23 protein-coding genes are annotated in these 21,759 nt (G+C 71.2%); 15 read left to right on the top strand and 8 right to left on the bottom strand.

Annotation, left to right across the window (positions count from 1 at the left end):
• Nucleotides 1-75: 75 nt before the first annotated feature.
• Both ACZ5ID_RS09660 and ACZ5ID_RS09655 read right to left on the bottom strand, forming a co-directional pair.
• Nucleotides 76-2,223 (bottom strand): glycoside hydrolase family 9 protein, encoded by a 2,148-nt coding sequence (locus tag ACZ5ID_RS09660; protein WP_468895174.1) that lies wholly within the window; start codon nt 2,221-2,223, stop codon nt 76-78.
• A gap of 407 nt (nt 2,224-2,630) precedes the next feature.
• Nucleotides 2,631-3,137: an ArsI/CadI family heavy metal resistance metalloenzyme gene (locus tag ACZ5ID_RS09655; protein ID WP_468895172.1), complete on the bottom strand. Its 507-nt coding sequence runs from the start codon at nt 3,135-3,137 to the stop codon at nt 2,631-2,633.
• A 91-nt stretch (nt 3,138-3,228) separates the two neighbouring features.
• On the opposite strand from ACZ5ID_RS09655, the gene ACZ5ID_RS09650 reads away from it, so the two are divergent.
• Genes ACZ5ID_RS09650 through ACZ5ID_RS09640 form a run of 3 tightly spaced genes read left to right on the top strand, consistent with a single transcriptional unit; the run spans nt 3,229 to nt 4,804 of the window.
• The gene (locus ACZ5ID_RS09650; protein WP_468895170.1) at nt 3,229-3,606 is read left to right on the top strand and encodes an ArsR/SmtB family transcription factor; all 378 of its coding nucleotides are present in this window, start codon (nt 3,229-3,231) and stop codon (nt 3,604-3,606) included.
• Nucleotides 3,603-4,385, top strand: coding sequence for an aquaporin (locus ACZ5ID_RS09645; protein WP_468895168.1), 783 nt, complete (start codon nt 3,603-3,605; stop codon nt 4,383-4,385). The genes ACZ5ID_RS09650 and ACZ5ID_RS09645 overlap by 4 nt, the downstream gene beginning before the upstream one ends.
• The gene (locus ACZ5ID_RS09640; RefSeq protein WP_468895166.1) at nt 4,385-4,804 is read left to right on the top strand and encodes an arsenate reductase ArsC; all 420 of its coding nucleotides are present in this window, start codon (nt 4,385-4,387) and stop codon (nt 4,802-4,804) included. Before ACZ5ID_RS09645 ends, ACZ5ID_RS09640 begins: the two co-directional genes overlap by 1 nt.
• 173 nt (nt 4,805-4,977) lie before the next feature.
• Here the strand turns inward: ACZ5ID_RS09640 and ACZ5ID_RS09635 are convergent, their stop codons facing one another.
• Nucleotides 4,978-5,385, bottom strand: a complete 408-nt coding sequence (locus ACZ5ID_RS09635) for a DUF2267 domain-containing protein (protein ID WP_468895164.1) — start codon at nt 5,383-5,385, stop codon at nt 4,978-4,980.
• A gap of 109 nt (nt 5,386-5,494) precedes the next feature.
• Nucleotides 5,495-5,932: an Hsp20/alpha crystallin family protein gene (locus ACZ5ID_RS09630; RefSeq protein ID WP_406551786.1), complete on the bottom strand. Its 438-nt coding sequence runs from the start codon at nt 5,930-5,932 to the stop codon at nt 5,495-5,497.
• Nucleotides 5,933-6,510: 578 nt separating this feature from the next.
• On the opposite strand from ACZ5ID_RS09630, the gene ACZ5ID_RS09625 reads away from it, so the two are divergent.
• On the top strand, nt 6,511-6,837 hold the full coding sequence (locus ACZ5ID_RS09625) for a MerR family transcriptional regulator (RefSeq protein WP_406551810.1): 327 nt from the start codon (nt 6,511-6,513) through the stop codon (nt 6,835-6,837).
• A 43-nt stretch (nt 6,838-6,880) separates the two neighbouring features.
• On the opposite strand, the gene ACZ5ID_RS09620 is transcribed toward ACZ5ID_RS09625, so the two are convergent.
• Nucleotides 6,881-7,831, bottom strand: coding sequence for a helix-turn-helix transcriptional regulator (locus ACZ5ID_RS09620; RefSeq protein ID WP_468895162.1), 951 nt, complete (start codon nt 7,829-7,831; stop codon nt 6,881-6,883).
• Between the two features lie 55 nt (nt 7,832-7,886).
• Between ACZ5ID_RS09620 and ACZ5ID_RS09615 the strand changes: the two genes are divergently transcribed.
• Both ACZ5ID_RS09615 and ACZ5ID_RS09610 read left to right on the top strand, forming a co-directional pair.
• On the top strand, nt 7,887-8,354 hold the full coding sequence (locus ACZ5ID_RS09615) for a hypothetical protein (protein ID WP_468895160.1): 468 nt from the start codon (nt 7,887-7,889) through the stop codon (nt 8,352-8,354).
• A complete protein-coding gene (locus tag ACZ5ID_RS09610) occupies nt 8,351-8,911 on the top strand; it encodes an NIPSNAP family protein (protein WP_468895158.1) in 561 nt (186 codons plus the stop codon). The genes ACZ5ID_RS09615 and ACZ5ID_RS09610 overlap by 4 nt, the downstream gene beginning before the upstream one ends.
• A 47-nt stretch (nt 8,912-8,958) precedes the next feature.
• Here ACZ5ID_RS09610 and ACZ5ID_RS09605 read toward each other — a convergent pair whose 3' ends face one another.
• Entirely contained in the window at nt 8,959-10,950 is a 1,992-nt protein-coding gene (locus ACZ5ID_RS09605) for a flavin monoamine oxidase family protein (RefSeq protein WP_468895156.1), read from the bottom strand.
• A 324-nt stretch (nt 10,951-11,274) separates the two neighbouring features.
• On the opposite strand from ACZ5ID_RS09605, the gene ACZ5ID_RS09600 reads away from it, so the two are divergent.
• The 3 genes from ACZ5ID_RS09600 to ACZ5ID_RS09590 all read left to right on the top strand — a co-directional run bounded on the left by ACZ5ID_RS09600 (nt 11,275) and on the right by ACZ5ID_RS09590 (nt 14,192).
• Nucleotides 11,275-13,179: a CASTOR/POLLUX-related putative ion channel gene (locus tag ACZ5ID_RS09600; RefSeq protein ID WP_468895154.1), complete on the top strand. Its 1,905-nt coding sequence runs from the start codon at nt 11,275-11,277 to the stop codon at nt 13,177-13,179.
• Between the two features lie 120 nt (nt 13,180-13,299).
• On the top strand, nt 13,300-13,473 hold the full coding sequence (locus ACZ5ID_RS09595) for a CsbD family protein (protein WP_468895153.1): 174 nt from the start codon (nt 13,300-13,302) through the stop codon (nt 13,471-13,473).
• A 182-nt stretch (nt 13,474-13,655) separates the two neighbouring features.
• The gene (locus tag ACZ5ID_RS09590; RefSeq protein WP_468895151.1) at nt 13,656-14,192 is read left to right on the top strand and encodes a hypothetical protein; all 537 of its coding nucleotides are present in this window, start codon (nt 13,656-13,658) and stop codon (nt 14,190-14,192) included.
• A 38-nt stretch (nt 14,193-14,230) separates the two neighbouring features.
• Here ACZ5ID_RS09590 and ACZ5ID_RS09585 read toward each other — a convergent pair whose 3' ends face one another.
• Both ACZ5ID_RS09585 and ACZ5ID_RS09580 read right to left on the bottom strand, forming a co-directional pair.
• Nucleotides 14,231-14,701: a hypothetical protein gene (locus tag ACZ5ID_RS09585; protein ID WP_468895149.1), complete on the bottom strand. Its 471-nt coding sequence runs from the start codon at nt 14,699-14,701 to the stop codon at nt 14,231-14,233.
• Between the two features lie 448 nt (nt 14,702-15,149).
• The gene (locus ACZ5ID_RS09580) at nt 15,150-15,644 is read right to left on the bottom strand and encodes a MarR family winged helix-turn-helix transcriptional regulator (RefSeq protein WP_468895147.1); all 495 of its coding nucleotides are present in this window, start codon (nt 15,642-15,644) and stop codon (nt 15,150-15,152) included.
• 157 nt (nt 15,645-15,801) lie between these two features.
• Between ACZ5ID_RS09580 and ACZ5ID_RS09575 the strand changes: the two genes are divergently transcribed.
• The 6 genes from ACZ5ID_RS09575 (at nt 15,802) to ACZ5ID_RS09550 (ending at nt 21,725) form a co-directional block, all read left to right on the top strand.
• Nucleotides 15,802-16,959 (top strand): PP2C family protein-serine/threonine phosphatase, encoded by a 1,158-nt coding sequence (locus tag ACZ5ID_RS09575; protein WP_468895145.1) that lies wholly within the window; start codon nt 15,802-15,804, stop codon nt 16,957-16,959.
• Between the two features lie 145 nt (nt 16,960-17,104).
• Entirely contained in the window at nt 17,105-18,004 is a 900-nt protein-coding gene (locus ACZ5ID_RS09570) for an STAS domain-containing protein (protein ID WP_468895143.1), read from the top strand.
• Nucleotides 18,001-18,414 (top strand): STAS domain-containing protein, encoded by a 414-nt coding sequence (locus ACZ5ID_RS09565; protein ID WP_468895141.1) that lies wholly within the window; start codon nt 18,001-18,003, stop codon nt 18,412-18,414. The genes ACZ5ID_RS09570 and ACZ5ID_RS09565 overlap by 4 nt, the downstream gene beginning before the upstream one ends.
• Nucleotides 18,411-18,860, top strand: coding sequence for an anti-sigma regulatory factor (locus ACZ5ID_RS09560; RefSeq protein ID WP_468895139.1), 450 nt, complete (start codon nt 18,411-18,413; stop codon nt 18,858-18,860). Before ACZ5ID_RS09565 ends, ACZ5ID_RS09560 begins: the two co-directional genes overlap by 4 nt.
• Nucleotides 18,857-19,936, top strand: coding sequence for a SpoIIE family protein phosphatase (locus ACZ5ID_RS09555; protein ID WP_468895137.1), 1,080 nt, complete (start codon nt 18,857-18,859; stop codon nt 19,934-19,936). Before ACZ5ID_RS09560 ends, ACZ5ID_RS09555 begins: the two co-directional genes overlap by 4 nt.
• Nucleotides 19,920-21,725, top strand: coding sequence for a PP2C family protein-serine/threonine phosphatase (locus tag ACZ5ID_RS09550; RefSeq protein ID WP_468895135.1), 1,806 nt, complete (start codon nt 19,920-19,922; stop codon nt 21,723-21,725). The genes ACZ5ID_RS09555 and ACZ5ID_RS09550 overlap by 17 nt, the downstream gene beginning before the upstream one ends.
• The last annotated feature ends 34 nt before the right edge of the window (nt 21,726-21,759 follow it).

The following is a 21,759-nucleotide window of genomic DNA, read 5'->3' as shown; positions in this document are numbered from 1 at the left end:
GACCGCCGATGGAGCCCCGCCGGACCGCCGACGGGGCTCCCCTTTCAGGACACCTGATCCCCGGTCGGCCGGAGATCAGGTGCAGGCGCTGCCGTTGAGTGCGAAACCGGTGGGGGAGGGATTCGTGCCGGTGTGTGTCCCCTGGACTCCGAAGCTCGCCGTCGCGCCGGGGGCGATCGTCCGGTTCCAGTCGGCGTTGCGGGCGCTCACGGTGGTGCCGTTCTGGGTGACGGTGGCGTTCCAGGCGCTCGTGGCCCGCTGGCCGCCCGGATACGTCCAGGTCAGCTGCCAGCCGTCCACGGGGGCCGCGCTCGTGTTCTTGACGGTGAGCGTCGCCGTGAAGCCGTTGCTCCACACGTTGTCGACCTTGTACGCCACCGAGCAGGCCGCGGTCGGCGGCTCACCTGCCGAGGTTCCCTCGGCGGCGTAGGCGGCGAGCCAGGCCAGCGGGGCGTTCCAGTTGACCGCCACCTCGTTGGTGGAGTACGAGCCGATGTCGTCGATGTAGCAGGCGGCCGGTGCGCAGCCCGGCAGTTTCGCCTGTGCCACCGGGTCCTGGAGCGCGCTGTCCGGACCGCCCGCGAGCGAACCCGCCGGAGGGTGCGGCAGCGAGGCGTCCAACTGGTGCGCCCAGAAGCGGTGGTGCTGGTTCTGCGAGGACGTCTCACCGTAGCCGGAGACATAGGACTGGCCGAGGGCGTTGCGGCCGAGGAGGTAGTCCATCGCCTCCAGCGCGCCGGTACGGTAGCGCGCGTCGCCCGTCAGCTCACCCGCGACGGCCAGGATGATCGCGTTGTCGGCGACCTCGCTGTTCGAGCCCCAGAAGTACCCGTCCGCCGGGGCCGGCACCGCATAGCCCTGGGCGGCCATCCTGGACAGATGGGTGTCGGCCGCCGCGGTCACCGAGGAACGCACCCGGGCCAGGTCCGAGGCGGGCAGTCCGTTGGGCACCGTGGCCAGGGTGAGTCGGCCGAGCGCGGCCGTGTCCGCCCAGCCGAAGCCGTACGGGGAGAAGGCATTGGCCGAGGTGTGCCAGGACGACGACGTGACCGCGTCCCGGAAGGCGCTCTCCCCGGTCGTCGCGTACAGCTCGGCCGCCGCCCAGTAGAACTCGTCGCCGACCTGCGCATCGCCGTAGGCGCCACCGCCCGTGCTGTCGGAATCCGGAGCGAACAGGGCGGGGTTGGCCTGGGCCGCGCTCCAGGCGCGGCGGGCGGCCGAGAGGCAGCGGTCGGCGAATGCGGCGTCGTAGGGCCGGAAGACCCGGGCGCACTGAGCGGCCGACGCGGCCAGGTTGAGCGTCGCCGCCGTGGAGGGCCGGTGCAGCTCACGGGGCTGGGGGTCCTGGTCGGGCCGCATCGGCATCCCGGTCCAGGCCGCGTCATGGACCTTGTGGAACGCCATCCCCGCGTACGGCCTGCCCGCGGGCACCTGCATCCTCATCAGGAAGTCGAGCTCCCAGCGCGCCTCGTCCAGGACGTCCGGCACGCCGTTGCCGCGCTCGGGGACGCGCAGGGTGGAGTCACCCAGCGCCGCGTCCCGGCCCGCCCGCTTGGCCCGCTCGAAGGAATTGACGACCAGCCAGGTGGAGATACCGCCGTTCACCACGTACTTGCCCTGGTCGCCCGCGTCGTACCAGCCGCCCCTGACGTCCTGGGTGTAGTCGCACACCCCCGCCTGACAGGGGACGGAGACGTCGCCCTTGTTGGGTGCGACGCCCAGGTGTCCGGCCGGGCGCGCGTACGCCGAGCCCACCAGGGAGGCGTCTATGGCGACGCCGCTGCGCTGGTGGTAGAAGAAGGCCATCGAGTCGGAGCGCAGCCCGTCGTAGAGGTTGGCGCGGACGTCGAAGGGCACGCTGCTGCTGCCGTCCACCGTCAGGACGTATCCCGAGCCCGTCCCTTGGTACGAGGAGAAGTCGGCCACCTGGACGGACTGTCCGGAGGGGGTGTCCGCGCCGCGCGGAACGGTCGCGCCGGAGGCGACCACCGTCCCGGACGCGTTGCGCAGCTGCCAGGTGAGCGACTGGGTCGCGGTGGTGACGACGGTGGCGCGCTTGGGGCCGTCCGGCAAGTAGCCGACCTGGTTGACGCGTACGGCTGTCGTGGCGGTCGTGGAAGCCGACGCGGCGGGTGCGGCGAGGATGCCACCGGCGAGGAGGCAGCCGGTCAGCAGGGCGGCGGCGATGCTTCTGGGCCGGGCTGACGGCGGGGTGGGGGGCATGAGCGGCTCCTTGGGGTCAGCGGATGGAGTTGGTCCGAGTCCAGCGACCGTCGGCGCCGTGCCGCCAAGGACTACCGGTCCGGTTTCTTGTTTCCCGTCGCCTGCCCTGGAGGACGACAGGGTCGGGGGAGCGCTCCCACTGGTCGAAGTATCGAACACTGGTCGATGGATCGGAGATTCGAGGCGGACAGTAATAAGGTGAGGGGCAGCCGTCAACAGGTGAGGACGTATACGAGAGTTGAGGAGTCGAGGCGAAGGGGTTCCCGTGAATCTGGCCGTATCCGCTCTTGACCGCCCCGAGTGACTGTGGGGTGGGCAAGGGCGGATACGGCCCGGGGGCCGCACCGGACGACGGGACGAAATGCGGCGCCACCGGCTGCGCCCGGGGTCACGGCGCCGTGTCGGGCTCAGCCGGCACAGGCGCATCCAGCGGCGGCCTTGGCTTCGGCGGCCGTCCGGGCCGGGTCGACGGCCTGCTCGTCGGGAGTGCAGCACGCGGTGGTGCCGCAGCAGGCGTCCGGGGCGCTGCCGGCCTTCGCCCGGGTGTCGGCGTCGGCCTTGACGACGTAGACCTCCCACGGCTCCTTGCCGGGAGCGGAGACCCACACCTTGTCCTGTACGGCGTAGCAGCAGGAGGTGTCGTTCTCCTCGAAGGTCGCCAGGCCCGCGTCCTTGAGCCGCCCGGTCGCCGCGGCGAACTCGTCGGTGGACATGACCTCCACGCCGAGGTGGTCCAGGCGGGTGTCCTCGCCCCCGTCGCCCTCGATGAGGACGAGCTTGAGCGGGGGCTCGGTGATGGCGAAGTTGGCGTATCCCTCGCGACGCTTGGCCGGCTCGGCCCCGAAGAGCTTGGAGTAGAAGGCGATCGAGGCTTTGAGGTCGGCAACGCGCAGGGCGAGCTGAACACGGGACATGGCGGTCTCCCAACCGTGAAAACGGCTTGTATCGACAGCTGTCGATATTGATAACCTTGCCGCCGGATTAGATCGCTGTCAACATAGAGGCATGTCGAAACAAGCTGGTCTGCCGCTGCTCGCCCCTGACGCGGAGGCGTGCTGCACCCCGATGGTCCACGAGCCGCTGGGGGAGGAGGCCGCGGCCGACCTCTCGCGGATGTTCAAGGCGCTGTCGGACCCGATCCGGCTGCGGCTGCTCTCGCTGATCGCCTCCCACGAGGGCGGTGAAGCGTGCGTGTGCGACCTCATCGGCCCGTTCGACGTGTCCCAGCCGACGATCTCCCATCATCTGAAGGTGCTCCGGGAGGCCGGCCTGGTCGGCTCCGAGCGGCGTGGGACCTGGGTGTACTACTGGGTGCTGCCCGAGGCCCTGGCGAAGCTGTCCGCGCTGCTCCAGATCCCCGTCGCCGCGAAGATGTCGGCGTGAGCGCGCCCGCGCCGCTGGGGCGGCGGACGGCCGTCGAAGGGCTCGGCACGGCCGCGCTGGTCGCGGTGGTGGTCGGCTCCGGCATCCAGGCCACCGCACTGACCCACGACATCGGGCTGCAACTCCTGGCCAACTCCCTCGCCACCGTCTTCGGCCTCGGCGTGCTGATCGCCCTGCTCGGCCCCGTGTCGGGAGCACACTTCAACCCGGCGGTCACCCTCGCCGCCTGGTTCACCGGCCGCCGCACCGGCGACACCACGACCACCCTGCGTGACGTCCTCGCGTACGTGCCCGCTCAGATCGCCGGGGCGATCACCGGCGCGGTGCTGGCCGACGCCATGTTCGCCAAGCCGCTGGTGCACTTCGCCACCCACGACCGGTCCGCCGGACATCTGTGGCTGAGCGAGGTCGTGGCCACCGCCGGGCTGGTCTGGCTCATCTTCGGCCTGGCCCGCGCGGGCCGCGCGCACCTGGCGCCGCTGCTGGTCGCCTCCTACATCGGGGCGGCGTACTGGTTCACCTCCTCGACCAGCTTCGCCAACCCGGCCGTGACGATGGGCCGGGCGTTCACCGACACCTTCGCCGGAATCGCCCCGGCGTCCGTACTGCCCTTCGTCGCCGCCCAGCTGGTGGGCGCCGCCATCGGGCTCGGTCTGGTCGCGCTCTGCTTCGGCCGTCCGGCCTCCGCGAACGAGGACGAGGTCATCGTCCCCCACGGCAGGCAGCAGGCCTGCGCCCCCGCCCTCTCCGCCTCCGCCGAAGAAAGCGCCCTGACCTGATGAGCACCTCCGCCGTACCCTCCGTGCTGTTCGTCTGCGTGCACAACGCCGGACGGTCCCAGATGGGCGCCGCCTTCCTCACCCATCTCGGCGCGGACCGCGTCCAGGTCCGCTCCGCCGGATCAGCGCCCGCCGACGCGGTGAACCCGGCCGTGCTGGAGGCCATGAAGGAGGTGGGCATCGATCTCTCGGCCCAGAGCCCCAAGATCCTCACCACCGAGGCGGTGCGGTCCTCGGACGTGGTGATCACCATGGGCTGCGGCGACGCCTGCCCGTACTTCCCCGGCAAGCGGTACCTGGACTGGCAGCTCGACGACCCGGCCGGCCAGGGCGTCGCGGCGGTCCGCCCGATCCGCGACGAGATCGAGCGGCGCGTCCGCGGCCTGCTGACCGAACTCGGTATCGAGACGACGGCGTGAAGCCCACCGAACCGGCATGAGTATCGCCGCGCCACGGCCGGAACACGCTGAGCGGGTCTAGTCGGTCTGCCGGCGCGGTGTCGACGCCGCCCAGCCCAGGACCCGGTTTCCGTCGAGGACGACCGGGCGGTGGGCGACCGTGGTCCCGCCGTCCGACCGTTGCGCGTACCTGCTCATGGATGTGCGGAGCCGGCCTGGGGGCGGCCGAAGAGAAGGTCGTAGCCGGTGGGCAACTGAAGCAGGATCTGGTGCATGAGATCGTCGCCGGCCGCGTCGGCGGCGGTGCTGAGGACGGCGCTGACGTCCCAGGTGGCGGTCGTCTCGGTGGCCCCCTCGATCCAGGCCGCCGTCGCCCGTACGAACCGTTCGGGCGAGAGCGGTTCGGCGCTCTGCAGCGGGTTGAGGAGGATCAGGGCGAACGCCTCCGGCAGACACGCGGCCAGCTCGGCACGGACCCGGCCGACCAAGTGGGCGCCGAGAAGGGCGAGAACGACACGGGCCGCCCGCTCGGCCTCCTGGATGTTCTTGTACTCGCCACGTTCCTTCACCTGGTCGAGGAACGCTTCCCTCCGTAGAGACACGTCGGCCACCGCCTCTCTGGGCTGAGGGGGACTGAGGGGAGCGCAGGACGGGTGGAGGGGGGGAGACCGGGTCCCGTCCTGCGCCTCTGTTCGGCTCCCGGCGCCGGGTTCAGCCGGAGATCTCCTTGCGGGAGGAGTCCCCGCTGATGGTGATCTTGCGGGGCTTGGCGCGTTCGGCGATCGGGATGCGCAGGGTGAGCACCCCGGCCTCGTAGTCGGCCTTGATGCGTTCGGTGTCGAGGGTGTCGGCCAGCACGAGCTGACGTGAGAAGACGCCCAGGGGCCGTTCCGACAGCTCCATCTGCACGTTCTCGGCCTTTGCGACCGGTCGGCGCTCGGCCTTGACGGTCAGCATGTTCCGCTCGACGTCGATGTCGATCGCCTCCGGGCTGACACCCGGAAGGTCGAAGGCCACCACGTACTCGTCGCCCTCGCGGTAGGCGTCCATCGCCATCGCGGACGGCCGGGTCCAGGTGCCGGTACCGGTCCCGGTCAGCTGCTGGGCGAGGCGGTCCAGCTCACGGAAGGGGTCGGTGCGCATCAACATCGTGAAACACCTCCAGAAGGTTCGGGTCGTACCCGCCAATGCGCTTCAACACCACCGTTGTAGCAGGTCATCCAATCGATGACAAACATGTCGTCGTCGAAAGGATGACGTGGCGGCTCCACTGTCGGACGCCAGAAAATCTATGCTGGCCGGAGTAGACATTGGGTGCTGATGTGGCTATGGTTTCTCTTGTAGCTCAGATCGGACAAGGCCCGGCAGAGACGAACTGCCGGGCAGTAGTACCAGCAGTAGTGCAGTACCGCAGTAGCAGTTCGACAAGTGCAGTCCGCAGTACCAGCAGTACGCAAGTGATTGATCCAGAGGGAAGGACGGAGGAGCGAGCGCCATCAGGATCGCCCGGGCGGATGTCTGACCCCGGGTACCGCAGGACATCGATAGTGAGGTGGTCTCCGGTCAAGCAACCGCGATCCCCGCACCTCCGACAGCAATCGGGTCGGAACGGCGGAAACAGAAGGCCGGCGCAGTACCAGGGCCGGCAGATGGTGTAGCAGTTCCTTCGGGGCCCGGGTGCCGGTACGGCATCCGGGCCCCTCGACGCGTGCCACAGAGAGGTGCAAATGACAGTAGAGGACTCCAACAGCCGTCTCGACGACGACGACTATCCCGCCTACACCATGGGCCGGGCCGCCGAGATGCTCGGCACCACCCAGGGCTTCCTTCGCGCCATTGGCGAAGCCCGTCTCATCACGCCGCTGCGCTCCGCCGGTGGCCACCGCCGTTACTCCCGTTACCAACTGCGTATCGCCGCCCGCGCGCGCGAACTCGTCGACCAGGGCACCCCCATCGAGGCCGCCTGCCGCATCGTCATCCTTGAGGACCAGCTCGAAGAAGCCCAGCGCATCAACGCCGAATACCGTCGCGCCGCCGAACCGACGAACCCGTAGGTGAGCCCGAAACCGACGGCCGATCATGGGGTGCGCTCTCCGCTCAGCGCACCGCACCGCACGAGGAACGGGTGTAGCGGGCCGCCAGGACGCGTACCGTCTCGGCGACGCGCTCGCGGAGTTCGGCCGGTGCCATGACCTCGACGTCGGTGCCCAGCCGCAGGAACTCCTGGGGGGCGTGGTCGAGGGACTCGATGGGCACCCGGGCCTCGGTCCACTCGCCGCCCCCGTGCGGCACGCCGAGGCGGCGGGCCCCCTCCTCGGTGAGCCGCACCACCGCCTCCCCGGTGTGCAGCCGGGCCCGGAAGTCGGCCAGATAGCCGTCCCAGTACGCGGCCAGGCCGAACCCGTCCGGCATCGCGAACTCCTCGTCCAGCGGCCGGAGTTCGTCGATCTGGTCGACCCGGTAGGTGCGGACCCCGGACGGTCCGGCGGCGACCAGATACCAGCGGCCCGCCTTGAGTACCAGCCCGTACGGCTCCACCCGCCGCTCGATCTCCTCCGGCGCCCGCCAGCGCCGATACCGCAGGACCACCGCCCGCCGTGCCCACACCGCGGTGGCGACCGCGGCCAGATGAGGCGTACGGCCGCCGTCGCCGTACCAGCCGGGGGCGTCGAGCAGGAAGCGTTCCTGGATCCGGCCGGCGTGCTCGCGGAGCTCCGCCGGAAGGGCCGCCCGCAGTTTGAGCTGGGCCGTGGCGAGCGCCTCGCCGAGGCCGAGTTCGGCGGCGGTGCCGGGGAGCGCCGCGAGGAACGCGGCCTGCGCCTCGTCCGCCGTCAGCCCGGTGAGCCGGGTCCGGTAGCCGTCCACCAGCCGGTAACCCCCTGCGTGCCCGGCATCGCCGTACAGCGGAATACCAGCGGCGCTGAGCGCCTCGACGTCCCGGTAGACCGTACGGACGGAGACCTCCAACTCGTCGGCCAGTTGCCGTGCCGTCATCCGGCCCCGGTTCTGGAGCAGCAGAAGCAGGGTGACCAGTCGGCTCGCGCGCATACGCCTCGGTATCCACTGACAGTGGATGTCAGGGGAGTCTCCCTAGCCTGCGCATATGAACGACTTCGACTTCCTGCACGGCTCCTGGGACGTGGCCAACCGCCGTCTCACCGCCCCGCTCGGCACCGGCCCGGACACCTGGGTGGAGTTCCCCGGGCACGCGGTGGTCCGGCCGCTGTTCGCGGGCGGCGGCAACATCGACGAGATCACCTTTCCCACCCTCGGACACCAGGGCGTGACCCTGCGGCTGTTCGACCGCACGACGGAGCGCTGGTCGATCCACTGGTCCGACAGCCGCACCGGCCGACTGGATCCCCCCGTGGTCGGTGGCTTCACCGGCGACCGCGGCGACTTTTTCGGCGAGGACACCTACGACGGCCGCCCCGTCCGGGTGCACTTCACCTGGTCCCGCCTCGGCGCGGACGCCGCCCGCTGGGAGCAGGAGTTCTCCGCCGACGACGGCCGCACCTGGGAACTCAACTGGACGATGGACTTCACCCGTGCCGCGGTGGGCGCCGCATGAGCATCGTCGAGCTCCGGCAGTACACCCTGCGTCCCGGCACCCGGGAGACGCTGGTCGAGCTCTTCGAGCGCGAGTTCGTGACCGGTCAGCAGGCGGTCGGCATCACGGTGGGCGGCCGGTTCCGAGACCTCGACGACCCGGACCGCTTCGTCTGGCTGCGGGCGTTTCCCGACATGGCACACCGTCGCCGCGCGCTGGAGGCGTTCTACACCGGTCCCGTCTGGCGGAAGCACCGCGACGCGGCCAACGCCACCATGATCGACAGTGATGACGTCCTGCTGCTGCGCGGCCCCGGTTTCCCCTCGCGGCCGGGCACCGGCGAGGTGGTCGCCACCGTCTGCCACCCGTCCGACGCCACGGCCTTCGACGCGTACGCCGCCCAGCATCTGGGCCCGGACCACGCACTGCACCGCACCGAGCACGCCGAGAACGACTACCCCCTCCTGCCCGTCCGCACCGGGGAGGAGGTCCGGGTCTGGTTCGGCCGGACGGAACCACCGCCCTGGCCGGTCCGGCGACTGCGGCTGGAACCCGTCCCCGGGCTGCCAACCCCCTGAACCGCAGGGGTTGGCAGCCCGCGCCGAGGCTCAGCGGATCGCTGGGCTCATGCGGTGTGGACCTCCAAGGAGGCACGCACCGCGGACTCCACCGCGCCCTCGATCCAGGCCGGCTTCACGGACGTGTGATCGCCGGCGAAGTGCAACGGCCCCTCGTGGGTGGGGATGGAGGGCAGCAACTCGGTGTGCTGTCCGGGCAGGAGCACGGACGCCTCCCCGAAGGCGTAGGGGTCGCGCGACCAGCTCTGGGTGCGGCCCGCGCCGGTGTAGAAGACCTCGACGCGCTGTCCGTAGACCTCCTGGAGGCCGCACAGGGCGTACGGGTAGCGGGCCTCGTCGTCCACGGCGTCCCAGCGCCGGGCGTCGTCCGCCCAGCTGTACGAGGCCAGGACCACTCCTCCGGCGCTGTTCGGGACCGGATGGGAGGGGTGGAACATGAACCGGTTGGCGTTGTCCGACACCGAGCCGCCACCCACGACGTGGACCGCCTCCGGCTGGTCCCGTGCCACCGAGCGGTTGGCGGCGTAGTGGGTGCGCTGATCGTCGGTGATGTATCCGCCGGGCACGGAGGGGTGGGCGCCGAGCAGGCTGCCGTCCGCGGCGGCGCGGCCGGTGCGGTAGGCGTCGTACAGGCCGGGATCGATCGCGTGCAGTTCGCGCTTCCAGTCGGCCTCGTCGAACTCCCACCACCGGCGGCTGAACTCCAGCAGGACCTTGGTCGCGCTGTCGTAGTGGAGTTCGCAGACCGCGCGCCGCTTGGTGTACGACATGGGCGGGTCGATCCGTACGTGGCGCAGTCCGGCGAAGGGCACCGTGATCACGGCGACGTCCGCGCTGAAGTGCTCCCGTACGACGGGACCGTCGCGGCCCTCGGACACGGTGTCCACCCACACGTGCGGGCCCTTGCTCCGTACGTGCTCGGTGTCCGACGAGGGGTGCTCGGGGTCGTGGTACTCGATGCGCGTGACACGGCGGTCGAACCGCACCTCCCCGCGCACGCGCTCCAGGAGGGCGTCCGGCAGTACGGCCGTGCCGCCCGCCAGCTCGTAGAAGGGCGTGTCGGGGCTGATGAGGGAGGAGCCGATGAAACTGTGGATGAACGACAGCGGCAGGCGTGAGGTGAGGTTCTCCACGGTGCCGATCAGGTCGACGGTCCGCTCGTCGAGGCGGGCGTGCTCCGTCAGGAAGCGGAACATCGACCAGTCGCCGAACCGCTGCACCACCCGCGCCCAGCCCTCCAAGCGCTCGTGGAGAGGCTTGTCGATCCGCTTGCCGTCGCGGCCGAGGTAGCTGAACTCGTCGCGGACCGGGTCCAGCACGGAGCGCACGATGGCCGCGGCGGGGGTGTCCCAGTAGGCCCGGGGGACCCCGAAGGACCGGTTGACGCGCCGGGGCGCGCGGGCGTAGTCCGCGCGCCGCATGCGGATGCCGTTGACGTGGATCCAGGTGTGGTTGGCGGGGTGTCCCTCGTGGTCGATGTCGACGTAGTGGAACGGGCGCTTCTTCAGACCGAACCGGTCGATCAGTTCCATCACCAGGGAGTGGCTGCCGGGGATGCGCATGGCGCCCGCCTCGGCGTACTGGTGGGGATCGGCGAAGGGCTGCTCGCCCTGTTCGTGGCCCCCCTTGCGGAAGGTCTTGATGCGTCCGCCGGCTCGGTTGCCGTTCGCCTCCAGGACCGTCACCCGGTGCCCCGCTCGCTTCAGCAGCCAGGCGGTCACCAGCCCGGCGGGGCCGGCGCCGACCACCAGGACGTTCTTGGGGCGCGCCCGCCGCTGGGCGGGCAGCCCCTCGCGGAGGACGTGCTGGTAACGCGGGACGAGGGGGTGGTTGTCGGAGTCCAGTACGAGCAGCGCGCGAGCGACGGCGAGGCACCGGTCGAAGTCGGCACCACGGCTCTGGACCGGGCCGGCCGGGGCCGGCAGGGCCGCGGCGGCGGGGCCGGTGAGGGCTGTCGCGACCGTGGCCGCGCCGGCCGCCGTCGCGAAGGTCCGCCGGGAGAAACCGCTGTCTGGGGCCACCGCGTGATCTTCAGTCATGGCGCCCTTTGTAGTGGCGGCCGTGACCCGGGGCCCGCACATCGCACCGCCATTGACTCGAAGGAGCGACGCGGCGAGAAACCCTGACGACGCGGCACGTCCGCTGAGGGGGACGGGCCCGGGAACAGGCCCGGAACAGGCCGGGGCGCCTGGGGGAAGACCCGAAGGGATGAATGCCGGGCGATCTCGGTCTGCCGTCGCGACCGATCCCGCACACTGCCAAAGGCATATCCATATCCGTGCTCTCGGCCGAGTCCGCGCGGCGCATTCCGTACGCGGCGCCGAGGCGGCCTCAGGAGAGTGCGGCGCGACGGAGGGAGCAGTGTGCCGCATGGGCGTACGGGGCTCGGTGAACGAGCCCGTTACTGGTTCGACAGCACGCTGGCCCGTGGTGCCTTCGCGCTGGTCGGCTGGATGGCGGTGCTGTGCCTGGCCATCGTCGTCCCCGTCAGCGCCGTCATGGTGTGGACCGACCCCGCCGCGCCGAGGCCCCTGAGGGGTCGGCTGGTCCAGGTCTGGCACGTCACCGGGGAGACGCTGCGGCTGGGCGGGGCGACGGGCAGACCGTTGCGGGTCGCCCTGTCGGTGCTTCTCGCCCTGATCGCGCTCCTGTACGTCTCGACGCTCGTCAGCTTGATCACCGCGGCCATCACGGAACGGCTCGCGGCGCTACGGCGGGGCCGTTCCACCGTGCTCGAACAGGGGCACGTCGTGGTCCTCGGGTGGTCGGAGCAGGTGTTCACGGTGGTGAGCGAACTGGTGGCCGCCAACGCCAACCAGCGGCGTGCCGCGGTGGTGGTGCTGGCCGACCGGGACAAGAGCGCCATGGAGGAGGCCCTGAGGACGAAGGTGGGTCCCCTGGGCCGTACGCGGCTGATCTGCCGCAGCGGTCCCCCCACCGACCCGGCGGTGCTGGCCCTGACCAACGCGGACTCCGCCGGGGTCGTGCTCGTTCTGCCCCATGACGAACCCGGTGCCGACGCCGAGGTGGTCAAGACACTGCTGGCGCTCAGGGCGGCCCCGGCCGCGGAGGGAGCCCGTGCCCGTCCCCCTGTCGTCGCCGCCGTCCGGGACGACCGGTACCGCCTGGCCGCCCGTCTGGCCGCGGGGCCCGACGGGGTGGTCCTGGAGAGCGACACCATCACGGCACGGCTGATCGTCCAGGCGGCCCGCCGTCCGGGGCTCTCCCTGGTCCACCAGGAACTCATGGACTTCGCCGGCGACGAGTTCTACCTGTTCAACGAACCGACCTTGACCGGCCGCCCCTTCGGTGACGCACTCCTCGCCTATCGGACGTCGAGCGTCGTCGGGATCGTACGAGAGAACGCGGCCCTGCTGAACCCGCCACCGCAGACCCCGCTCGCTCCCGACGACCTGCTCATCGGCATCTCCCGCGACGACGACACGGTCTGGCTGGACGACTGCACGGAGCTGGTCGAGAACACCGCGATGGTGTCCGCCCCTTCGGCTCCCGCGGCGGCGGAGCGGGTGCTGCTGCTGGGCTGGAACCGCCGAGCGCCGCTCCTGGTGAACCAGTTACGCCGCTGTACCCGGCCAGGCTCGGTCATCGACGTGGTGACCGGGGGTGGGGGAGCGACAGCCCGACAGGTGAACGCGGCCGACGCGCACAGCGGCACCAACCTCACCGTGACCCTGCACGACGCGGACATCACCCGTCCCGAAACGTTCAAACGCCTGGACGTGCACTCGTACGACAGCATCATCGTGCTGGGCCAGGACCCCGCCCCGGGGCCGTCGCCGGACGACCCCGACAACCGGACGCTCGTCACCCTCCTGCTGCTGCGCCAGCTCGAAGAGGCCACCGGGCACGAACTGCCGGTCGTCACCGAACTGGTCGACGACCGCAACCGGCCACTGGCGCCCATCAGCCCCGGCGCCGACGTGATCATCAGTGGCAAGCTCATCGGCCTGCTCATGGCCCAGATCTCCCAGAACCGGCACTTGGCGGCGGTGTTCGAGGAACTGTTCTCCGCCGACGGCACCGGGGTGCGCCTACGGCCGGCCCCGCACTATGTGCGGCCAGGGGTCGAGACGTCCTTCGCCACCATCGTGGCAGCGGCACGGCAGCACGGCGAATGCGCCATCGGCTACCGCAGTCACGACGGCTCGTCGACGCGGCTGGGCTACGGCGTGCGGATCAACCCGCCCAAGGACGAGCGGCGCCGCTGGACGGACAACGACGAAGTGGTCGTCGTCAGCAAGGAGTGACGGCGCGGGGAAGGGCGGTGTGCCCGGTTCGCCCGTCCCGCCCGCCTCGGGGGTTTGAGGTCGGCGGATACGAGCAGGAGCGGGTCACGACCAATCCGGTACGTCACGAGGAGGTCCCCGATGTCGGGCGAGCAGAAGACCAAGGCGCATGCCGAGCAGGCCAAGGGCAAGGCGAAGGAGACCCTCGGCCGCGTGGTCGGCAATGAACGTATGACCGCCGAAGGCCGTGCCGAGCAGGCCAAGGGCGATGCCCGCCAGGCCAAGGAGAAGACGAAGGACGCGTTCCGCCACTAGTACGGCAGCCGTCTCTCGCACGGTCGGCCCCCGACCCCCGCGAAGGGGTCGGGGGCCGACCGTGTTTCTCGTCGCCGCCCACCGAGGTGACACTGGTCAGGCCGGAGTTGCGCGCCGTGGAGGCGGAGGCACTCGGCACGGGGCGGCACAACCGTTCGTGGAACGCGTGATTCAATGACGGCATGGTGAAGGACCACACATGCTTGGGGCCGTTGGAACTGGTCAGCGGTCGTTGGGGAGTCGGGGACGCCACGCGGCCGGACACCCACTGGGTCGAGTTCCGTCCCGACGGGCTCTACCAGCACGAGCCGGACTCCGAGGGACGGTTGATCCCGTGGTCCAGGATCATGTCGGGCATATGGATCACCTGGGGCAAGCACTCCTGGAGCGTCAACAGCCGGGGGACGTATACGTGGAAGGGCATGGTCGCCGGGCGCGACGGCGGGTGGCTGCACATGACACTGCGCCACCCCTACGAGGACGACCAACTGCGCTTCGACCGGCACGCGCGACCGTACCGCGCGGTGGACGCCCTGCGGCTTGAGCATCTGCTGCGGCAGCTCGTCGGCGAGGGGAATGCGCACCTGCTCGGCGACCCGGAATGGGTGGGCCGCGCCCTGACACACCTGGCCGGCGGGGACAACCGCTGGGTCACTCAGCGTGCGCTGCAACGGGTGGCGGCGGAGGCCGTGGCGGCGGCCGGGCCGGACGGCCCCTGACCCGCACCCATCACCACGCCGTCCGGTGGGCACCGGTGTCACAGGCACTCGGGCGTCAGCCAAGTCCGGTCGTAGTTCACCCCGTTCACCGTGACGCGGCCGAAGAAGTGCACACACTTGGTGGCCGCGCCGTAGACGTCGATATAGCCGGCGTAGTCGTTGTAGGTGCCCGAGTCGGACCAGGAAGTCTGCCAGTCCCCGCGGCGCACGACGATCTCCATGTGATGTGCGCCGGCGATCGACTCGCCGGCCCGTGCGCAGTAGGTGCCTCCCTTGTAACTGCCGGAGTACCAGATCTGCATGTAGCCGAGTTCCGTGGTCCCGTTGCGCAGGGTCACCGTTTTATACGTTTCGCCGGGACACGAACTGAACGGCCCGCCGTAGCCCGGGGGAGCGGCTGCCGTATCGCTCGCCGACGCGGCCGGTACCTGTAGCAGGCCCGCGAGCATCACGAAGGTCCCCAGCACGAATGCCCTTCGTTTCGACGTGTGCCCCTTGAGAATCCTCATCCCGTCCCCCTGCTTCTGCGTTGCCCGGGCTCTCGTACCGGGCGCAGGTTCCGACGATGACAGTCGGCGACCCCGGGGACAAGAAGCGCGGCCCGGTCGAGGAAAACCCCCTCCGAATCCCCACCGGAGCCTCGCCGGGGAACACCGCGCAACAGGCCCGGCTCGCGCCGGTCTTGTGCGCCTGGCGCGCCTCCGCGCCCCCCGCATCGCCACGAGATCTTGCCCACAAGGGGTAAGGGGCGCGGCGACCGGGGGTACATGAACGCCGTGTGAGAGAGTGGCAGAGAGTGAATAGTTGCCTTCCGACAACTATGGGGGAGGGCAATCAAGTGGCCGTGCGGACCGTGCACGGGAAGGGACCTGGAATGTTCCGGTGGGCGGAGACCGCTCCGTGCGCTGATCGTCGGCAGCCTACGGCGATCAGGGACCGCATGCTGCGGCAGGGCGCTCAGGCCGTGCGGCTGTCGGTGTCCTCCGAGGCCTCGGAGCCGTCGTGTATCTGTGCCTCGGCGGCGATACAGAACGCTTCCAGGCCTCGCAGAAGCGCGGCCCGCTCGGCGTGGGGCATCTGCTCCAGGACGGCCTGTACGGCCTGCTGCCTGCGGACACGCAGGTCGGTGAGGAAGGCCTGGCCGCGGCTGCTGAGGTGCAGACGCACTTCGCGCCGGTCGACCGGGCTCACTTCCCGCTCGACGAACCCGGCGGCCTGCAGACGGTCGCACAGACGGCTGGTCGAGGGCGGGGTCGAGGCCAGGAAGTCGGCGAGGGTGCGCAGGTTGATGCCGCCGTTGTGCTCAAGGATGAGCAGGACGCGCAGCTGCGACGCGGACGCCGGTGCGGTTGAGGCCCTGCCCCACAGGACCTCCAGCAGCTCCGCGGCCGTGGAAGTCACGCGCGCGACCTCGTTCGGCACTGAGCGGGGGCGGAAGTCTGTCACGGTCACACTCTCGCAGGCACTGGGACGGCTGCCAGCCTACTAGGCGCGGGCGTCGGCGGAGCTGTCGTGGCGACCGGCGCGGCCGGACCGGACGGCCGCATCGCTTGAGTGAGGTATACGACCTTCCGGTGAAGGATTGGTGATTTCCATCGTGAACAGATATATGGCAGCAGAGCGTGCGTTGCGCACGGCGGCGCCTCACGAGGTGCTCGACGCTGTCCGTCGTGTGCTGATCGAGCAGTACGCGGCGGACTCCGTCGAGCTCTTCATGGCCGACTACGGTCTGACGGTGCTGCAGCCGGTGTCCGTGCTTCCGCACACGCTGGAGCCGGTGTCGGCGCACAGCAGCCCGGCCGGGCGGGCCTTCGGTTCCCAGGAACCCTTCGTCGAGGAGGGCGTGGAGGGCGGCCCGGTGCGGGTCCATCTGCCCGTCACCGTGCGCGGCGACCGGCTCGGTGTGCTGACGGTGACGTACGCGAGCCGGAAGCTTGTGGCCGACGGTCTGGCAGAACTGGCGCAGATCGCGGAAATGCTCGGGCACGAGGTGATCGTCGCCGAGCGGGACACCGACCTGTACCTCCAGGCGCGGCGCAAGGACCGGCTCACCCTGGCCGCGGAGATGCAGTGGCAACTGCTGCCGGGCCGCTCCTGCGCGCGCCCGGAGTACGAGCTGGGTGCGCAGTTGGAGCCGGCGTACGGGATCTTCGGCGACAACTTCGACTGGTCGGCGACGGCCGACCGGTTCATGTTGTACGTCTCCAACGGCATGGGCGAGGGGATAGAGGCCTCGCTGCTGACGAATCTGGCCGTCAACGCCCTGCGCAACGCGCGACGGGCGGGGATCGAGCTCGCCGACCAGGCCGCGCTGGCCGACCAGGCGGTCTACGCCCACTACCGGGGGCGCTGCTACCTGTCGGTGCTGATGTTCGACTTCGACCTGGCCACCGGCCGGGCGCGGGTGGTGGACGCCGGTTCCCCGCAGATGCTGCGGCTGCGTGACGGCGTGGTGGAACGTGTCCGCTTCGAGGCCCAGCTTCCGCTGGGCATGTTCGAGGAGACCGACTACGTGGCTCAGGACTTCCAGGCCGAGCCGGGGGACCGTTTCATCTTCGTGAGCGACGGGGTGTACTCGGTCGCCTCGCCGGTGGGCGAGACCTACGGGGACGCGGCGCTCGCTCGGGCGATGACGGCCACCCGGCTGCTGCCCGCCGCGGAGGTTCCCCGGGCCATCCTGCGTGAACTGGCCGGCTACCGCGGCAAGTCCGCGCCGGACGACGACGCCCTGGTGATCTGTCTGGACTGGCGGGGGCGGTCGACGTGACCGGGCTCTCGCGTCCGGGCCCCTCCGGAGGTGATCACGCAGTTGTTTGCACTACACCCCGCCGCTAATGTTTGTCATGCGGCAATGATTGTCGGAAGGCCTGCCGTGCGGCGGGCCACAGAGCCCACGGGCACGAGGGAGACGTATGCAGGTGTCGGAACAGGACGCGGCCCCGGAGCCGGCGGCGAAGCAGACAGCCGACTTCCTTGAGCGCAGGCGGGAGCAGATCGCCCAGCGGTGGGCCGACGCGGCCCTGTTCCGCACGGTGTTCACCCTCTCCCGTGAGGAGGCCGTGGAAGCGGGCAAGGCCGTCGTGGACGCGCTGTCCACGGTGGCCGCCTCCCGGCGGCTGGAGGACATCGCCGCGCCCGGCTTCGCCCCCGTACGCGAACAGCTGCAGCGGATGGCGGCCTCCCTGGCGCGCACGGGAGCCACCGCGGCGCAGATCGCCGACGAGGTCGCGGCGCTGCGCGAGCCCGTCGCCGCCCTGCTCCGCGACGAGTTCGAGGACCCCGCCGACGACCAGGCACAGCAGTGCGCGCTGGCACTGGCCGTACTGATGGGCACCCTGCGCCTGGTGGTGATGGAGACGGCGCTCAGCGCCGGGCAGGAGCTGATCGAGCGGCAGCGCCAGCAGCTGATGGAAGTAGCCACGCCGGTGATCCAGCTGTGGGAGAACGTCGTCGCGGTGCCGCTGATCGGCACCCTCGACAGCGCGCGCAGCCAGGTGGTGATGGAGAACCTGCTGAACGCGATCGTCGCGCAGCGCGCCCGGTACGCCATCCTTGACATCACCGGTGTGCCCACGGTCGACTCCCTGGTGGCCCAGCACCTGATGAAGACGGTGGCCGCGGCCCGGCTGATGGGCGCCGAATGCCTGGTGTCGGGTATCCGGCCGGCCATCGCGCAGACCATCGTCCACCTCGGCATCGACCTCGGCAGCGTCGTCACCCACGCCACCCTCGCCGACGCCCTGGCCTACGCGCTGCGGAGGCAGGGTGTCGCGGTCAGCGCCGGTACGCCCGGCGGAGCGAGCCCGCGATGAACGGACCACCCTTGGGCGCCTCGCCCCAGGTGCCGGTCCTGGCGCTGGGCAGTCTCCTGCTGGTCACGCTCCAGAGCGAGCTGTACGACGGGGCGGCCGAGCAGCTCCAGCACGACCTCACCGAGCGCATCGCGAGCAGCCCGGTGACCGGGGTGGTGATCGACCTGTCCGGAGTGGAGATCGTCGACTCGTTCCTCGGCCGGGTCCTGGCGGAGATCGCCTCAAGCGCCCGCCTGCTGGCCGCGCGGACCGTTCTGGCCGGGATGCGTCCCGCCGTGGCCATCACCATGGTCGAGCTCGGACTGACCCTGCCCGGGCTGGCCACCGCCCTGGACGTCGAGCGGGCGTTGGCCCTGCTGGGGCACGACCCGGCGACCGCTCTGCCCGTGCGTGCGGGGGAGGACGCGTGACACATGCCCCTCGCCCCACCGGCACCACCTGCCTGCCCATCGGCTCGGACGCGGACCTGGCCTGGGTCAGGCAGGAGGTGCGGCAGGCGGCGGCCGAGCTCGGCTTCGGACTCGTGCAGCAGACCAAGCTGGTGACCGCGGCCAGCGAGCTGGCCCGCAACACCCTCATCCACGGGGGCGGCGGCCACGCGGAGGTGACCCCGCTGACCGGCGGTCCCGTACGCGGGCTGAAGGTGACCTTCACGGACTCCGGGCCCGGCATCCGCGACCTGGAACAGGCGATGACCGACGGCTACACCTCCGGCGGCGGCCTGGGCCTGGGGCTGAGCGGCGCCAAACGCCTCGTCCAGGAGTTCACCATCGACAGCCGACCCGGCGAGGGCACCACCGTCACCGTCATCGCCTGGGTCACTCCCATGGGCCGACCACGTGCGGGGCTCGGATGAGCCGGGTGTGGGACATCCCCGTGCAGGACTCGACCCGCGTGCGGGACGTCCGGGTCGCCGCCGAAGCTGCCTGCGCCCACGCCGGGCTCGCGCCGCGCCGCACCGAGGCCGCCGCCCTGGTCGCCACCGAGCTGGCCACCAACCTCCTCAAGCACGCGGGCGGAGGCCGCATCACCATCGACCTGGTCGACGGTGCGGACACCTCGGCCGCCCGGGGCGAACCCTCCGTGCAGATGGTCTCCATGGACCACGGCCCGGGCATCCCCGACGTCGAGACCGCCCTGCGCGACGGGCACACCACCAGCCACTCCTCACTCGGCGCCGGACTGGGCACGTGCCGACGCATATCCGACGACTTCGACCTGCACAGCACACCCGGGCGGGGGACGGTCGCGGTCGCCCGCATCCGCGACCTGCCCCCACCGGCGCCACCGCGGAGCGACCCCGGTGCCGGGCTGCGGGTGGGAGGGATCAACGTCCCCCTGGCCGAGGCGGAGTGCTCCGGCGACGCCTGGTACTGGGCACGCTCCGGCACACATCTGACCCTGCTCCTCGCCGACGGCCTCGGCCACGGCCCCGAAGCCGCCCGGGCCTCCACCGCCGCGACGCGTGAACTGCGCGCGAACCCCCATCTGCCGCCCGCCGACCTCCTGCGACGCCTGGACGCGCCGCTGCGGCCCACCCGCGGCGCGGCCGTCGCCGTGGCCCAACTCGACCTGGAATCACGCCAGTTGTCGTTCGCCGGGATCGGTAACATCGGCGCCCGCCTGTACACCGCCGGAGGCTGGCGCCCGCTCCTGTCCCACCCCGGAATCGTCGGCGTCCAGCGTCCCGCCACCGTCCCCGTACACCGCGTGCCGTGGCAGCCCGACAGCCTTCTCGTTCTGCACAGCGACGGACTGCCCAGCCGCTGGACACCGCCGCACGACACCCATCTGTTCACCCACGACCCCGCGGTGGTGGCCGCGGCGATCCTGCGGGACGCCGCCAGCGCCGCCAGCCCCCTGCGTGACGACACCAGCGTGGCCGTACTGGCCCCCGACCGCCGGACAGGCGACCATGACCGACATCTCTGAGTTCTGGAAGATCGCCTCGGCCCAGGACGCGGTCCGCGCCCGGGCGACGCTGGCCCGCCTGGCGGTGGACGCCGCGGCGCCGCCTTTCCAGCGCACGCGCTTCCTGACCGACCTCACCGCCCGCCTGCGCGACTGCCTCGCCCAGGGCGGTGTCTGGGAACTCCTCCTCCACACGCGGCAGCCCGCGGCCGGACACCGCCCGCACCTGCGGATCACGCTGCGCCCGGCCGGCCACCAGCCGGGCGACGGCACACCGTGGCAGCGCTCGCTCGACTGCGCCGAGACACCGCGCCTCTTCCGCGCCCACCCGGCCGCCCTGGACGACGACGCGTTCGCCGCGGCCGTCCTGGCCTCCGACGAGGACACCGCCGCCATCCTGGACCGGCTGGAGGAGGCGGAGAGCCTGCTCAGCTTCCACCGCGAGGAGCTGCACCAGACCAACCAGGGCGTCGTGGCGATCCACGCGGAACTGGAGGCCGCGGCGCTGGTGCAGAAGGAACTCCTCGCCGCGGAACAGGCCGCCCGGGCGGAGGCGGAGAACGCTCGGCGCCTGCTGACCTTCCTGGCCGACGCCAGCGACGCCGTGGCCGCCTCACTCGACCAGGAGGACATCCTCGGGCGGCTGCCCGACCTCCTCGTCCCCAGCCACGCCGCCCGCGTCGACGTCTGGCTCTTCGACGACGAGCACACCCCGCACCACGACAGCCACCCGGCCGCCGCGGTCGCCGCCGCCCGTACCGGCCGCCCGCAGCACGCCGCCGCCCACCCAGGTGGCCTGCCCGGCGTCGAGGACCTGCCGCCCTCGGTCCTCGCCCCGGACCGGACGGTGCTGTGCATTCCCCTCACCGCGCGCCGGCTCCTGGGCGTCCTCATCCTCACCGCCGACCGCCGCTTCGCTCCCGACGAGAGCGTCATGCTCGTCGAACTCGCCCGCCGCACCGCCACCGCCCTGGACAACGCCCGCCGCTACGAACAGCACCGCGACACGGCCGAAGCACTCCAGCGTGCCCAGCTCACCGACCTGCCCGCGACCTCCCATCTCCGCCTCGCCGCCCGCTATCTGCCCGCCACCCACGGCCTGAACATCGGCGGCGACTGGTACGACGCTTTCCCCCAGCCCGACGGCAGCCTGCTGGCCGTCATCGGCGACGTCACCGGCCACGGTCTGCGTGCGGCCGTCATGATGGGACAGTTGCGCACCGCCCTGCGCGCCTACGCCTTCGAAGGCGACGGCCCCGGCCAGATCCTCACCCGTCTGCACGGCATGCTCCGCCACCTGCAGCCCGAGCTGTACGCGACCGCCGCCGTCGTCCGTTTCCGTCCCGGCGACCCCACCGTCGTATGGGCCGCCGCCGGACATCCGCCGCCGGTCGTGCGCGCGCCCGACGGTTCGGTGCACATCCTGGACTCGCGCCCGGGGATCATGCTCGGCATCCCGATGTCGTACGAGTACCAGGACCACACCGCCCACCTGCCGCCCGGCTCGACGCTGGCCCTCTACACGGACGGGCTGGTCGAGCGCCGCAGCGCGGGCATCGACGTCGGCATCGGCCGTCTCACCGAGGCCCTCGGCGCGCTGGCCGCCACGGATCTGCGGGAGGATCTGGACACGGCGGCCGAAGCCCTGCTGGAGCCGATGCTGTACGACTCCGAACGCGACGACGACGTCTGCCTGCTGCTGTGCCACACCCCGGTCGACGGCCCCTCGGCCGTGGGCTGCGAAGTGCCCTCACCCCGAACGCGGTCCACCGGGGTCGAAGTCACCAGCAGGGAAGGCGGACGCTGGTGAACGCCGCCGACCGCGTTCCGGCCGCGGAGAACCG

Source organism: Streptomyces sp. NPDC031670, from assembly GCF_055580545.1.
This window is presented reverse-complemented; position numbering and strand designations above follow the sequence as displayed.

What these genes read in the sequence shown, in the direction of transcription:
- ACZ5ID_RS09660 (WP_468895174.1), bottom strand. Translation starts at nt 2,223, where the DNA reads ATGCCCCCCACCCCGCCGTCAGCCCGGCCCAGAAGCATCGCCGCCGCC.
- ACZ5ID_RS09655 (WP_468895172.1), bottom strand. Translation starts at nt 3,137, where the DNA reads ATGTCCCGTGTTCAGCTCGCCCTGCGCGTTGCCGACCTCAAAGCCTCG.
- ACZ5ID_RS09650 (WP_468895170.1), top strand. Translation starts at nt 3,229, where the DNA reads ATGTCGAAACAAGCTGGTCTGCCGCTGCTCGCCCCTGACGCGGAGGCG.
- ACZ5ID_RS09640 (WP_468895166.1), top strand. Translation starts at nt 4,385, where the DNA reads ATGAGCACCTCCGCCGTACCCTCCGTGCTGTTCGTCTGCGTGCACAAC.
- ACZ5ID_RS09630 (WP_406551786.1), bottom strand. Translation starts at nt 5,932, where the DNA reads ATGTTGATGCGCACCGACCCCTTCCGTGAGCTGGACCGCCTCGCCCAG.
- ACZ5ID_RS09625 (WP_406551810.1), top strand. Translation starts at nt 6,511, where the DNA reads ATGACAGTAGAGGACTCCAACAGCCGTCTCGACGACGACGACTATCCC.
- ACZ5ID_RS09620 (WP_468895162.1), bottom strand. Translation starts at nt 7,831, where the DNA reads ATGCGCGCGAGCCGACTGGTCACCCTGCTTCTGCTGCTCCAGAACCGG.
- ACZ5ID_RS09615 (WP_468895160.1), top strand. Translation starts at nt 7,887, where the DNA reads ATGAACGACTTCGACTTCCTGCACGGCTCCTGGGACGTGGCCAACCGC.
- ACZ5ID_RS09610 (WP_468895158.1), top strand. Translation starts at nt 8,351, where the DNA reads ATGAGCATCGTCGAGCTCCGGCAGTACACCCTGCGTCCCGGCACCCGG.
- ACZ5ID_RS09605 (WP_468895156.1), bottom strand. Translation starts at nt 10,950, where the DNA reads ATGACTGAAGATCACGCGGTGGCCCCAGACAGCGGTTTCTCCCGGCGG.
- ACZ5ID_RS09595 (WP_468895153.1), top strand. Translation starts at nt 13,300, where the DNA reads ATGTCGGGCGAGCAGAAGACCAAGGCGCATGCCGAGCAGGCCAAGGGC.
- ACZ5ID_RS09590 (WP_468895151.1), top strand. Translation starts at nt 13,656, where the DNA reads ATGGTGAAGGACCACACATGCTTGGGGCCGTTGGAACTGGTCAGCGGT.
- ACZ5ID_RS09585 (WP_468895149.1), bottom strand. Translation starts at nt 14,701, where the DNA reads ATGAGGATTCTCAAGGGGCACACGTCGAAACGAAGGGCATTCGTGCTG.
- ACZ5ID_RS09575 (WP_468895145.1), top strand. Translation starts at nt 15,802, where the DNA reads ATGGCAGCAGAGCGTGCGTTGCGCACGGCGGCGCCTCACGAGGTGCTC.
- ACZ5ID_RS09570 (WP_468895143.1), top strand. Translation starts at nt 17,105, where the DNA reads ATGCAGGTGTCGGAACAGGACGCGGCCCCGGAGCCGGCGGCGAAGCAG.
- ACZ5ID_RS09565 (WP_468895141.1), top strand. Translation starts at nt 18,001, where the DNA reads ATGAACGGACCACCCTTGGGCGCCTCGCCCCAGGTGCCGGTCCTGGCG.
- ACZ5ID_RS09555 (WP_468895137.1), top strand. Translation starts at nt 18,857, where the DNA reads ATGAGCCGGGTGTGGGACATCCCCGTGCAGGACTCGACCCGCGTGCGG.
- ACZ5ID_RS09550 (WP_468895135.1), top strand. Translation starts at nt 19,920, where the DNA reads ATGACCGACATCTCTGAGTTCTGGAAGATCGCCTCGGCCCAGGACGCG.